This is a genomic window from Vibrio gallaecicus (assembly GCF_024347495.1).
Lineage (GTDB): Bacteria > Pseudomonadota > Gammaproteobacteria > Enterobacterales > Vibrionaceae > Vibrio > Vibrio gallaecicus.
The window spans coordinates 2,809,624-2,822,742 of record NZ_AP025490.1; the positions used below are offsets into that span (position 1 = coordinate 2,809,624).

The 13,119-nt window shown below is 42.1% G+C and carries 10 protein-coding genes; 3 read left to right on the forward strand and 7 right to left on the reverse strand.

Features of this window, described 5'->3' with window-relative positions:
- Nucleotides 1–54: 54 nt before the first annotated feature.
- The 6 genes from OCU78_RS12175 to OCU78_RS12200 all read right to left on the reverse strand — a co-directional run bounded on the left by OCU78_RS12175 (nt 55) and on the right by OCU78_RS12200 (nt 7,663).
- Nucleotides 55–1,218, reverse strand: a complete 1,164-nt coding sequence (locus tag OCU78_RS12175; protein WP_009847672.1) for a phosphoglycerate kinase — start codon at nt 1,216–1,218, stop codon at nt 55–57.
- A 150-nt stretch (nt 1,219–1,368) separates the two neighbouring features.
- Entirely contained in the window at nt 1,369–2,418 is a 1,050-nt protein-coding gene (gene epd / locus OCU78_RS12180; protein WP_137373319.1) for an erythrose-4-phosphate dehydrogenase, read from the reverse strand.
- Between the two features lie 155 nt (nt 2,419–2,573).
- A complete protein-coding gene (locus tag OCU78_RS12185; protein ID WP_137373318.1) occupies nt 2,574–4,097 on the reverse strand; it encodes a PTS transporter subunit EIIC in 1,524 nt (507 codons plus the stop codon).
- Between the two features lie 187 nt (nt 4,098–4,284).
- Nucleotides 4,285–5,526, reverse strand: coding sequence for an ABC transporter substrate-binding protein (locus OCU78_RS12190; RefSeq protein WP_137373317.1), 1,242 nt, complete (start codon nt 5,524–5,526; stop codon nt 4,285–4,287).
- On the reverse strand, nt 5,523–6,956 hold the full coding sequence (locus OCU78_RS12195) for an ATP-binding protein (RefSeq protein WP_137373316.1): 1,434 nt from the start codon (nt 6,954–6,956) through the stop codon (nt 5,523–5,525). Before OCU78_RS12195 ends, OCU78_RS12190 begins: the two co-directional genes overlap by 4 nt.
- Complete coding sequence (locus OCU78_RS12200) at nt 6,953–7,663, reverse strand: response regulator (RefSeq protein WP_137373315.1); 711 nt, start codon at nt 7,661–7,663, stop codon at nt 6,953–6,955. Before OCU78_RS12200 ends, OCU78_RS12195 begins: the two co-directional genes overlap by 4 nt.
- A gap of 338 nt (nt 7,664–8,001) precedes the next feature.
- On the opposite strand from OCU78_RS12200, the gene OCU78_RS12205 reads away from it, so the two are divergent.
- Nucleotides 8,002–8,238: a hypothetical protein gene (locus OCU78_RS12205; protein ID WP_137373314.1), complete on the forward strand. Its 237-nt coding sequence runs from the start codon at nt 8,002–8,004 to the stop codon at nt 8,236–8,238.
- 74 nt (nt 8,239–8,312) lie between these two features.
- Here the strand turns inward: OCU78_RS12205 and tkt are convergent, their stop codons facing one another.
- A complete protein-coding gene (gene tkt, locus OCU78_RS12210; RefSeq protein ID WP_261856018.1) occupies nt 8,313–10,307 on the reverse strand; it encodes a transketolase in 1,995 nt (664 codons plus the stop codon).
- 378 nt (nt 10,308–10,685) lie between these two features.
- Here tkt and metK point away from each other — a divergent pair, with 378 nt between their 5' ends.
- Both metK and OCU78_RS12220 read left to right on the forward strand, forming a co-directional pair.
- Nucleotides 10,686–11,840 (forward strand): methionine adenosyltransferase, encoded by a 1,155-nt coding sequence (metK, locus tag OCU78_RS12215; protein ID WP_137375545.1) that lies wholly within the window; start codon nt 10,686–10,688, stop codon nt 11,838–11,840.
- Between the two features lie 475 nt (nt 11,841–12,315).
- On the forward strand, nt 12,316–13,116 hold the full coding sequence (locus tag OCU78_RS12220; protein WP_137375546.1) for a DUF2189 domain-containing protein: 801 nt from the start codon (nt 12,316–12,318) through the stop codon (nt 13,114–13,116).
- The last annotated feature ends 3 nt before the right edge of the window (nt 13,117–13,119 follow it).

A 13,119-nucleotide genomic window follows, 5' to 3' on the forward strand; every position in this document is an offset into this window, starting at 1 on the left:
TGATGTGCAGCAAACGTTAAAAGGCGAGATTCACATCTCGCCTTTCTAAATCAATTATGCTTTTGCACGCTCTTCAAGCATTGCTACTGCAGGAAGTACTTTACCTTCAACAAACTCAAGGAAAGCGCCACCACCAGTAGAAATGTAAGAAACGTCAGCTTTGATACCGAACTTATCGATAGCTGCTAGCGTATCACCACCGCCTGCTACTGAGAAACCTTCAGAGTCAGCGATTGCTTTAGAAATACCAGCAGTACCCGCTTCGAAGTTCTTGAATTCGAATACGCCTACAGGACCGTTCCAAAGGATAGTTTTTGCATTACCGATGATTTCAGCAAGAGCTGCAGTTGAATCAGGACCAAGGTCGAAGATCATGTCGTCGTCTTGAACTTCAGAAACGTGCTTGATTTCAGCTTCTGCGTTTTCGTCGAATGCTTTAGCACATGCAACGTCTGTCGCTACTGGAATAGCACACTCTTTCATTAGTTTTTGAGCGGTTTCAACTAGGTCAGCTTCGTATAAAGACTTACCTACGTTGTGACCTTCAGCAGCGATGAATGTGTTCGCGATACCACCACCAACAACAAGTTGGTCAGCAATTTTAGAAAGAGATTCTAGAACAGTTAACTTAGTAGAAACTTTAGAACCACCAACGATAGCCACTAGTGGGCGAGCTGGGTTGTCCATTGCTTTACCAAGAGCTTCAAGCTCAGCAGCAAGAAGAGGACCAGCACATGCTACAGGAGCGTAAGTACCAACGCCGTGTGTAGAAGCTTGAGCACGGTGAGCTGTACCGAATGCATCCATTACGAAGATGTCACATAGTGCAGCGTATTGCTTAGAAAGAGCTTCTTCGTTCTTCTTCTCGCCTTTGTTAAAGCGAACATTTTCAAGAACAGTTAGTTCACCAGCGTTTAGCTCAAGACCATTTACGTAATCTTTCGCTAGTTTGACGTCGCAGTCTAGTGCGTCGTTTAGGTAGTTAACTACAGGAGCTAGAGAGAACTCTTCGTTGTACTCGCCTTCAGTAGGACGACCAAGGTGAGAAGTAACCATAACTTTTGCGCCAGCTTCTAGGCAAAGTTTGATAGTTGGTAGAGATGCAAGGATACGTGCATCTGAAGTTACTTTACCGTCTTTTACTGGTACGTTTAGGTCAGCACGGATGAATACGCGTTTACCTGCAAGTTCCAGGTCAGTCATCTTGATCACAGACATGATTTGTCCTCTCAAATTTAATAAATATAAAGTTTTGGAAACTCAGCAACCCTGCTAAGCCTATAAATTCTTCAACTGGTAATAATATGTGGACACAGCTCATTTATTTCAAGCCGAAAAATAAATAATCCTCATATTTGCTTCAAGGTATTACTTCTTACCTTCAGAAGCTTTCATTGCAAGTACCGTATCCAGCATTCGGTTCGCAAAGCCCCATTCGTTATCACACCAAACCAGCATTTTCACTAAATGCCCGTTACTCACTCGAGTTTGAGAACCATCAACAATCGCGCTATGGGGATCATGATTGAAGTCGATAGAAACGAGCGGCGCTTCAGTATAATCAACTATATTGTGTAATGTACACTGGGATGCATTAACAATGGTTTGATTTACGTCATTAACTTTCACATTTGTATTAATTGTGACACTTAAATCCATAGCCGTGACATTTACCGTCGGTACTCGCACAGATATAGCTTCAAATTTGTTAGAAAATTTCGGGAAGATTCTTTCAATACCTTTATGGAGTTTGGTATCAACAGGAATAATGGATTGGCTTGCCGCTCGAGTACGGCGTAAATCTGTATGGTAAGCGTCAATGACTTGTTGATCATTCATCGAAGAGTGAATGGTAGTAATAGTGCCAGACTCAATACCAAACGCGTCATCAAGAACTTTGATAATAGGCACAATACAGTTTGTCGTACACGAACCGTTCGATACGATTCTATCATCAGATGTAATCGTGTCGTGGTTAACACCATAGATGATCGTGTTATCTAAATCATTTGCACCAGGATGAGAAAACAGTACTTTCTTGGCACCGGCATCTATATGGGCTAAGCCATCAGCTCGGCAACCATAAACACCAGTACAATCAAGTACGATATCTACTTCAAGATCTCGCCAAGGTAATAGTTCGATGTCAGCTAAATGAAGGATTCGAATCGTATCAAACTCACCTTTATCTTCAGCACCAATACCCTGATGAACATAGATGTGCTCTTGATCGTTAGATATTTTTTTACCAAAACGACCATGACTGGTGTCGTATTGCAGTAGGTGAGCCATAGCGTCTGGCTGAGCAAGCTCATTAACAGCGACGACTTTGATCTGTTGGCTTTTGCCACTTTCATATAGCGCTCTGAGTACATTGCGCCCTATTCTTCCAAATCCGTTGATTGCGACCTTTAGCATAGTTCCATACATCTAACCAAAATTTCGTGCAACAGATAGTAACCGAATCGCACGCAAAGCGCATTAATTGAATACAAAAGGTGTCGTTGAAAATAGTCGTTTCGAGGAGATAAAACTGCCGATATTAAGTCGACAGTTTTATCAATATGGTTACTTTAACTTAGATTAGTAGATAACGAATCTGGCGTGCCACTTGTATTCTCACTCATAATATCGGCAACAAATTGCGCTTTTGATCCAAGGATGATCTGCAAACCATTTGAGCCCACTTTAATTACCCCCATCGCACCGAGATCTTTAATGGCAAGCTCATTCACTAATGTTTGATCTTTAATTTGTAAACGTAGCCTCGTAATGCAAGATCCAATTGAGGTAATGTTTGCTTCACCGCCAATCAAGGTCGTAATTTCACTTGCTAGTGTTTCATTATCTAAAGTAATCGCCTTGCTTTGAGTATCTTCTCGACCGACCGTTTTCAAATTGAACTTTCGGATAGCAAAGCGGAACACCGTGTAATAAATCGCCGCCATCGTTAGTCCCCACAAAATGACATTGACCCAATTAGTTTTGAACCCATCCATTGCAGGCAACACACCAAACGACACAAAATCAATGATACCAGCGGAGAAGGTTTTACCGATATGCACATCTAACGCATAAGTCACCGCATAAGATACACCTGCCATTATCGCTGAGAATAAATAAAGTAATGGGGCAACAAAAATAAATGCAAACTCAACTGGCTCTGTAATACCAGTAACAAAGGAAGTCAAAGCTGCAGACCCTAAAATACCGGCTGCAATTTTTTTATTTTTACTGTTCGCTTCATGGTACATAGCCCAACATGCAGCAGGGAAAGCAAACATGTAAATAGCGAAGTTACCCGACAAGAATTTACCTGCTTCTTGGTACTCATCGGTTGAGAATGTTTTTACCCCGTCCTCAAGCATTTTGAACCAAATAGTATGGTCACCATTTACAATCGTACCGGCAGCAGTCGTGTACTCTCCAAAGGAGAACCAATAAGGGCTATAAAAAATATGATGAAGACCGACTGGAATTAAAGCTCGCTCCATAAATCCGTAGATAAAGGTCGAGATATACATGTTGCCGCCATTCGCCATATGTGAAAGCGCATCAATACCAGATTGAATGTATGACCAAATATGAGGTAAAACTAAACCGATGAGAAACGCTGAAAAGGCAGTAACAATTGGGACAAAGCGTTTCCCAGCAAAGAAGCCTAGAAAGTCAGGTAATTTCGTATTATAGAAACGTTGATACATGACGGCGGCTAGAATACCGGCAATAAGCCCCCCAAATACTCCGGTTTGTAAAGATGGGATCCCCATGACCATGGCATAACGACCACCTCCCATTGCCATCTCTGGTGTTATGTTTAGCGCTACTCCCATTGTCGCATTCATGACCAACATAGCGACAATGGCTGCTAAAGCTGCAATGCCTGATTCTTTGGTTAAACCAACCGCAGCTCCAACGGCAAACAAGAGAGCAAGGTTATCAAATATAACGCCACCAGCTCTCATCATTAGTGGAAGGTCGAGTTTGGCACCAAAGGCAAGTAATAAGCCAGCAGCAGGTAAAATAGAGATTGGCAGCATCAGTGCTTTACCAATTAAGGAAAGCTTAGATAAGCCACCTTTTAAACTATCGAGCATAATAAAGTCCTTTAATATCGATGTAATACCAACAAACTTTACCAATAACAACACGGCTCAAGGTTACAAATAGCAAGCAGTTTGTAACCCGTTTTTTACAATAGAATGAGATTGGAAAACATCAAGTAAGCAAGAGACAATTTAGTACTCAAAAGAAAATAAAAGATGCGAGAATACGAGTAAAAAACTAGCGAAATACTTCATTATTAATGGCATGTAGATGACCAATAAGCGTTTCAGCACTAATCGAAGAGTCCATAAAATAACGGTATAACTCATTAGACACAGCATTCTGCAGTACCGGATTAACAGCCATTGAATCAGTCAAACTTGGCATGGATGCTCCCTTAGTACTCGCGTAAGTATAATCTTGATAAGATTTCTGTTGGCACCGAGATAATTCATTCACTGATATATTGGTTTGAGCTGGTATTGAGCCTTTCTTTTGACTGAATTTCAAAAGAAATTGAGGTGAGGATAAGGAAGCCATAATCGGTATCATATTACGATCTTCCCCCGTTATTTTTGTAAAAAATGCCAAGCTATCCACGTTGTAAATAAAGCCTTTTTCCGTAGAAGGAAATGCACTGCACTCAATGTGATCTGGAATTTCACCCTCAAAACTGAACATCTCTCCCAAAGCCCAATCACCTGTGAATTGAAAGGCATACTCCCCATCAAGCAAGGCTTTGGTTCCTTGGTTCCAACTAATATTCGGTAAATCATTTCCTACAATATTAGCAAGAGCCCGAAAGCGGTTTAGCGCCTCTAGAGTTTCACTGCTATTCAATGCGTCAGGATCTAAATCGACAAAAGCCTGTCGATAATAATTCGCCCCTCCAACACCAAATGCAATATTTTCAAAAATTTGAACAATTTGCCAAGGGTCTTCCCCTAAAGCTAAAGGGCTCACACCATTAGCTTTCAAAGTTGTTAGTGCCAGCAATAAAGACTCCCACGTCTGAGGAGATGAAAGTTGATGCTGATTAAGGACCTTTCGATTGATCCACATCCAATTCAATCGGTGAATGTTCAAAGGTATGGCAACATAATTACCATCATATTGATGAATCGCTTTAATATCAGGGTACAGCGACTGATCCCACCCATGAGATGCAGCGACCTCATTAACATTATTTAAAAAACCAAGTGCAGCCCATGACTGAATTGCCGGACCTTCCATTAAAGCAATATCAGGTGAGTACCCTGCAATGGCCCTAGCTTGAAGAATCGCTTTAGCAGGTCCCCCACCGCCACCAGTAATTGGTTCACTTTTTAAAGTAAACGGCAGAGAGTCAAACTGCTCTGCAACTACCGCCAAAGCCGACTCCTCTCCGTCAGCGGTCCACCAATGCAACATTTCAACTGATGGGGAAGAAAACGCAGGTTTCACATACAACAACACACTTAACAGTAGCCAGTTTTTCATAAGGCACTGACCAAAATAACATCCACTTCAAGACCACCTTCAGGCGAATTAGATAATTGAATATCTCCCCCATGAGCTCTGGCGATACTACGTGAAATCGCTAACCCCAAACCAGATCCTTCTACCCCTGTATTATTTTCTCTGAAGTAAGGCTCAAAGACCTTTTCTAACATATCCTCTCTTATTCCCTCCCCAGAATCACGCAACACGATTTGAATAGAATCAGAATGAGAAAACATAGTGATATTTACTGCATCACCATATTTAACGCCATTATCTACTAAGTTAAACAAGCAGCGCTTTATTGCCAATGGCTTACCATAAAGCTCGATCCTTGGCAGGTCGACAAGATGAACAGACACCCCATCTTTATTATGAACAGCCGCACATTGCTCAAGAATGTCATTGATATCAACCCACTCTAATTCTTCGTGAATATCATTATCTCGCATGCATTGTAATGCTCCATTTAGCATCATCTCGACTTCATTCAACAGCTTTTCAAATCTTAATTTTGTTGGTTCATCGCTCAACATTTCAGTCCGTAATTTTAAACAAGCTAAAGGAGTTTTTATATCGTGAGAAATCGCGTTAAAAAACATATCTCTATCACGCAAGTACGCTTTAATACGGCGATTCATTTTATTAAAAGCATGAATAGCGGCTCTGGTTTCTGAGCTTCCTTCTTCTTTTATTTCTTCAATCTGCATTTGTGAGCCCATCAGCGTGGCAGATCTTGCTAAAGAACGAAAAGGACGAATTTCTTTCTGTAAGACGACATAAGAAACGCCCATAAGCATAAAGGTCACGATGAGGAGAAAAATTATTTGCCGGCTATCAATAAAGTTATCGCTCAAACTATCAAAAGACAACGGAATAACCGTCGCTAAATAGAGCCACTCATTCTCTGAAAACTCCACCTGAATAACAGCGATGGGGAGATCCAGCTTGCCTAACACTAAGCTGTAGTCTTTCCACAAAGCAGGTAATTCATGGAGTTTGATTCCAGAATTAAATACCAGCAAGTCTTCACGTTTGGCTAAATTGACATGCACTTTATGCGAACCTTTAAGTTGCTGCTCTAAGAGTTCAGTTGCTTGTGTTTCCATGTGAGGGACTAAAGAGTGATTAAGTAAAGAAGGGATCGGAAGTTGATGATTATTCATCGATATAAAAAACCTTGTTCCTCCAATGTTTCGTAACTGCTCTAACACCAAGTGGCGATAATTAATCGGCAGACCAGAAAAGTAGTTAATGGTGTCTGCTGCAGCTGATGATATAGCGGTCATAGCGTGGCTAGCCGATTCTCTTTTTGATGCAGATGTAGCAGTAAACCATACCGCACCTGCCAATATTTCGGCTAAGAGAATCACCAAGAATGTAGACAAAGTGATTCGTGCAACCATTGACTGAAATATATTTTTTTTCAAAATTGAATACGACTAATATGCGAATCGATCACTAACATATAGCCACGATGCCTTACTGTCATAATCGTATTTCTATCTTCGTCCCTCAGTTGCTTTCTCAGCCTGCTAATTTGCACATCAATGCCTCTCTCTAGTGGCTCAGCATCCCTTCCCCAAAGGGCATGCGCAATATCATTTCGACTTAATAGTTGGTTGGGAGAATCCAGCATTAGCGTAAGCAAGTTATAGTCGGCACTAGAAAGAGATACCACCTCACCATCTTCATGTTTCAATTGTCGTTTAAGAGTGTCAAACGTCCAATCCATGAACTTTAATGTCCGTTCACCTTGGCTATGGCTAAACGTGGAACGCCTCAATAAAGCTTTAATTCTGGCTAGTAGCTCCCGAGGGTTAAATGACTTGGTAATATAATCATCAGCTCCAATTTCTAACCCAGCGATTCGATCAGCATCGTCGGTTACTGCGGTTAGCATAATGATTGGAACTTGAGATTGAAGACGTAGTTTTTGACATAAAGTTAACCCATCATCTCCGGGCAGCATAATATCTAGAATAATAAGATCTGGAGTGACGGTTTCGAGCTTCTTCCACATTTCATTGCCTTCAAGCGCTGTGATAACCGTAAAGCTAGACCGCTCTAGATATTCACTAAGAGCGTCGAGAATGTCCTGACTATCATCAACGACCAGGATAATCTTATTTGTCATTGCCAAGCCTTTTATATGAAAAAAGTGCATCAACATTCTCTTACTTCATTATATCTTTCAAGGGTGTTAGTGATGAAATGCGCTCAAACTCCTCAATGTAAGTTACTCGTTACAAATGATTCGATAGAGATGCAAATTATCGGCGAGACCAGAAAGGCATAAGCAAACCTCCATCTAAAACATAAGATTTATTATCAAAATAAATAAAGTGATACAGCTCGACAAACAAGATTTATAAATCTAGCGAGTAACATGGCTATTGTGCAATTATATTGAGAATGAGTTTACCTAATCCTACGGCTGTTTCTAACCTAGTTTTCTCAACCCAAGGAAAGGTTATGTCTGGATTCCCAGCAACTCATTGTTGTAAAAAGTGTAATGAAGAAACACCACATAGTGAAGTTCTTGTTCGCCAAACAAGCAGCTATGATACCGACAAAACTTTGTTAGGCAGAATTAAGCTGTTTGCTAACTCCATTATCAATGGTGGTCACTACTACAATATGGATCGTTACGTTGAATGTAAGGTCTGTGGAACTAGAGAGATCGATAATTGGGGAAAGGAATTCGAATAACTAATGTTTCTAAACACCAAATAAAAAACCGAGCCTATGGCTCGGTTTTTTTCTGTTCATATTACCGCTGTTTATTAAGCTAGAAGCTCTTTTGCAGTGCTCACTACGTTTTCAGTAGTGAAACCGAACATCTTGAATAGCTCACCTGCTGGTGCAGATTCGCCAAACGTTGTCATACCGATGATCTTGCCACCGAAGCCAACGTACTTGTACCAGAAATCAGCGATGCCAGCTTCTACAGCGATACGAGCTGTAACGTCAGATGGCAGTACAGACTCACGGTACTCAGCGTCTTGCTTATCGAACGCGTCAGTTGCAGGCATAGATACTACGCGTACCGCTTTACCTTCAGCTGTAAGTTCAGCAGCAGCGCTAACCGCTAGCTCAACTTCAGAACCTGTAGCGATGATGATTAGCTCTGGCTTACCAGCACAATCTTTCAGGATGTAACCACCCTTAGCAATGTTTGCTACTTGCTCAGCGTCACGGTCTTGTTGTGCAAGGTTTTGACGAGAGAAGATAAGTGCAGAAGGACCATCTTTGCGTTCGATTGCTAGTTTCCAAGCAACAGCAGACTCAACTTGGTCACATGGGCGCCATGTGCTCATGTTTGGAGTCAGACGTAGAGATGCGATCTGCTCAACCGGTTGGTGAGTAGGACCATCTTCGCCAAGACCGATAGAGTCATGCGTGTAAACTTGAATGTTCTGAACTTTCATCAGAGCAGCCATACGCATCGCGTTACGAGCGTATTCCATGAACATTAGGAACGTTGCGCCGTATGGTACGAAACCACCGTGCAGAGCGATACCGTTCATGATAGCCGTCATACCGAACTCACGTACACCGTAGTGGATGTAGTTACCAGAGAAGTCATTTGCTTCAAGAGACTTAGAACCAGACCACATAGTCAAGTTAGAAGGCGCAAGGTCAGCAGACCCGCCCATGAATTCAGGTAGCATAGCACCAAACGCTTCTAGAGCATTTTGAGATGCTTTACGTGATGCGATGTTAGCTGGGTTAGCTTGAAGATCAGCAATGATTGCGTTTGCTTTCTCTTCCCATTCAGCTGGAAGATCGCCGTTAGTACGACGTTTGAATTCAGCTGCTAGCTCAGGGTGAGCCGCTGCGTAGGCATCAAACTTCACGTTCCACGCCGCTTCTTTTGCTGCGCCCGCTTCTTTCGCATCCCATTCAGCTGCGATGTCAGCTGGGATTTCGAAAGGACCGTGTTCCCAACCAAGCGCTGCTTTAGTTGCTGTAATTTCATCAGCACCGAGTGGAGCACCGTGACAGTCGTGCGTACCCGCTTTGTTTGGAGAACCAAAACCAATGATAGTTTTAGTACAAATAAGTGTTGGACGAGGATCCGCTTTAGCCGCTTCAATAGCCGCGTTGATCGCGTCAGCATCGTGACCGTCAACCGCTGGGATTACATGCCAGCCGTATGCTTCAAAACGCTTAGGTGTATCGTCAGAGAACCAGCCTTCCACTTCGCCATCGATTGAGATGCCGTTGTCATCCCAGAAAGCAACCAGCTTACCAAGACCTAACGTACCCGCTAGAGAGCATGCTTCGTGAGAGATACCTTCCATCAGACAACCATCACCCATGAATGCATAAGTGAAGTGATCGACGATGTCGTGACCTTCTTTGTTGAACTGTGCAGCAAGAGCTTTCTCAGCCATTGCCATACCAACAGCGTTAGTGATGCCTTGACCTAGAGGACCTGTCGTCGTCTCGATACCTGGTGCGTAACCGTACTCAGGGTGACCTGGAGTCTTAGAGTGTAGCTGACGGAAGTTCTTAAGATCTTCAATTGAAAGCTCGTAACCTGCTAGGTGAAGCAGAGAGTAAATCAACATTGAACCGTGACCATTTGAAAGAATAAAACGGTCGCGATCTGCCCACTCAGGGTTTGAAGGATTGTGGTTCAAATGACCACGCCAAAGTACTTCAGCGATGTCAGCCATACCCATAGGGGCGCCTGGGTGACCTGAATTTGCTTGTTGAACACCGTCCATGCTAAGTGCGCGGATTGCATTGGCTAGATCTTTACGAGAAGGCATGTCTGCTCCTGGATGCGTAAGCGATTTAAGAAAAAGAGGATAAGGCTAAACTTTTCTTGTTATTTAGCCGCCAGTATTCTCTCAAACGACTATAGTGACTGCAAACGTTTTACAGGGCTTATAAGCGGCATTTTCTGCATTTTTATGACATTTATCCCTCTAAACCGTTGGTTATCCTTATTCATACGCAAACGTTTAGTTATGACATATCCGAAAAAAGAGCTTGTAATTCAACCTATGAAAACTAAAATAGACGTCTAGATGTAGAAACACCTACATAATATAATGTAATTATTAGCGACGACTTATAAATTTATCGGCGCTTTTTAACTATTTACGCCTCAACGTATTACGTTCAAAACTAAAAGTGGAGCTCTCATGGCTAAGCACCTTTTCACTTCTGAATCTGTTTCAGAAGGTCATCCAGATAAAATTGCAGACCAAATCTCTGATGCTGTTCTTGATGCCATCTTGGAACAAGATCCAAAAGCACGTGTTGCTTGTGAGACTTACGTAAAAACCGGCATGGTAATGGTTGGCGGTGAAGTAACAACGTCTGCATGGGTTGATATCGAAGAAATCACTCGTGAAACCGTTCGTGAAATTGGTTACGTTCATTCTGACATGGGCTTTGACGCTGACTCTTGTGCAGTACTAAACACAATTGGTAAGCAGTCTCCAGATATCAACCAAGGTGTTGATAAAGCTGACCCTAAAGAGCAAGGTGCGGGCGACCAAGGTATCATGTTTGGTTACGCAACTAACGAAACTCCAATCCTAATGCCAGCTCCAATTACTTACTCTCACCTTCTTGTTAAAAAGCAAGCTGAAGTACGTAAGAGCGGAAAATTAGATTTCCTTCGTCCAGATGCTAAATCTCAGGTAACTTTCCAATACGACCAAGGTCAGATCGTTGGTATCGATGCAGTCGTACTTTCTACTCAACACTGTGATTCAGTAACCACACCGGATCTACGTGAAGCAGTAATGGAAGAGATCATCAAGCCAGTACTTCCTGCAGAGTGGATCAACAAAGACACTAACTTCTTCATCAACCCAACAGGCCGTTTCGTAATCGGTGGTCCTATGGGTGACTGTGGTCTTACAGGTCGTAAGATCATCGTTGATACTTACGGTGGCGCAGCTCGTCACGGTGGTGGTGCATTCTCTGGTAAAGATCCATCAAAAGTTGACCGTTCAGCAGCTTACGCAGCACGTTACGTTGCTAAAAACATCGTTGCTGCTGGTATGGCTGACCGTTGTGAGATTCAACTGTCTTACGCTATCGGTGTTGCTGATCCAACCTCTATCATGGTTGAAACGTTTGGTACTGAGAAAGTAGCACACGAAATCATCATTGAAGCGGTTCGCCAAAACTTCGATCTTCGTCCATACGGCTTACAAGAAATGCTTAACCTTCTTCAACCGATCTACAAGCAGACAGCTGCATACGGTCACTTTGGTCGTGAAGAATTCCCTTGGGAAGCAACTGACAAAGCCGCTATCCTTGCGGACTTTGCAGGTCTAAAATAATTTAGATAACGCAAATCAGACTTTTAAAGCCCTTACTTTCTAGTAAGGGCTTTATTTTTATGAAGTTATTCAACTTAGCCACCTTCCCAGCTTTCCTTCTAAACATCCCCCCTCAAAAATAATCATTCAAAAAGCCTCTGTGTAAGTTGTATTTTTTGATACTACTGCCAATAGTTAATACTGTTCCTAGGCAATAATGTGCTTACATTAAATGCAAAAATGTTAGTTTCAGATTCAGAGTTTATCGACTCCCTCTCGCTAGCAAAATGCTTAAGAGTCTAGCTATACCATTAGCAACCACACCTTTTGCTAGTTTAGGTATAACAAACCTCTTTTATTGAAATTTGAGCACTGGTACTGCAGTACAACCTAGAACTCTAGCGTTGAAATGGTCGTGATAATGCACAGTTTGAAGTGCAGTAAATCAGCTACATTCAATGAATTTTAACTAGGATGTTATTAACTGGGGGGATCTATGTCTCGTACAGCACAACCAGCAGATTTTAATAATAAGAAAAAGCATAAGGTCAGCGATAGCGAATACGCACGAACGATTCCTTGCAATCAAGTCAGCGTATCAGCACCTTTCCATTGGCTTTCTCTTGCTCTACATGACTTCATTCGAATGCCTTTCATCAGCGCCTTTTACGGGCTTTGTTTTATGGCAGCCGCAGTTGCTATCGTTCAATTAGTGCAATGGCAAGGTACACACCTTGTTGTTATGCCAAGTTTAATTGTTTACATGCTTATTGGTCCCTTCTTAGCTTTAGGGCTTTATGATGCAAGCTGGGAAAGAGAGAAAGGTCATGATGCAAGCCTATTCCATTCAATTAAAGCCATTTCAAGGAACTCTTCTTCACAGTGGGCTTTTGCCATTGTGTTGATGGTTGCTATGATTTTTTGGATGAGAATTGCAGCATTATTACATGCCCTTTACCCTTCTGTTCAGGGGGCACCACTCACTGAGTTTGCTCCATTTTTAATAACAGGTTCAGTCATTGGTCTTGTTATTGCGAGTCTCATTTTTAGTATTTCTGCCTTCTCTATTCCGTTAATGATGGAAAGAAGAGTGGATGTAATGAGTGCTATATTTACAAGTTTCAATGCCGTTAAGTCGAATATCCCGGCAATGATTGTGTGGGCAGCTTTGATAGGTATCGGCGTATTAGTTGGATTTGCAACTTATGGATTAGGAATGATAGTCACAATGCCATTGCTTGGTTACGGCACATGGCACGCCTATCACGACACTATAAAGAAAAAACATCATCCGTAGGTC

What these genes read in the sequence shown, in the direction of transcription:
- OCU78_RS12205 (WP_137373314.1), top strand. Translation starts at nt 8,002, where the DNA reads ATGTCTGGATTCCCAGCAACTCATTGTTGTAAAAAGTGTAATGAAGAA.
- epd (WP_137373319.1), bottom strand. Translation starts at nt 2,418, where the DNA reads ATGCTAAAGGTCGCAATCAACGGATTTGGAAGAATAGGGCGCAATGTA.
- OCU78_RS12175 (WP_009847672.1), bottom strand. Translation starts at nt 1,218, where the DNA reads ATGTCTGTGATCAAGATGACTGACCTGGAACTTGCAGGTAAACGCGTA.
- OCU78_RS12190 (WP_137373317.1), bottom strand. Translation starts at nt 5,526, where the DNA reads ATGAAAAACTGGCTACTGTTAAGTGTGTTGTTGTATGTGAAACCTGCG.
- tkt (WP_261856018.1), bottom strand. Translation starts at nt 10,307, where the DNA reads ATGCCTTCTCGTAAAGATCTAGCCAATGCAATCCGCGCACTTAGCATG.
- OCU78_RS12220 (WP_137375546.1), top strand. Translation starts at nt 12,316, where the DNA reads ATGTCTCGTACAGCACAACCAGCAGATTTTAATAATAAGAAAAAGCAT.
- metK (WP_137375545.1), top strand. Translation starts at nt 10,686, where the DNA reads ATGGCTAAGCACCTTTTCACTTCTGAATCTGTTTCAGAAGGTCATCCA.
- OCU78_RS12185 (WP_137373318.1), bottom strand. Translation starts at nt 4,097, where the DNA reads ATGCTCGATAGTTTAAAAGGTGGCTTATCTAAGCTTTCCTTAATTGGT.
- OCU78_RS12200 (WP_137373315.1), bottom strand. Translation starts at nt 7,663, where the DNA reads ATGACAAATAAGATTATCCTGGTCGTTGATGATAGTCAGGACATTCTC.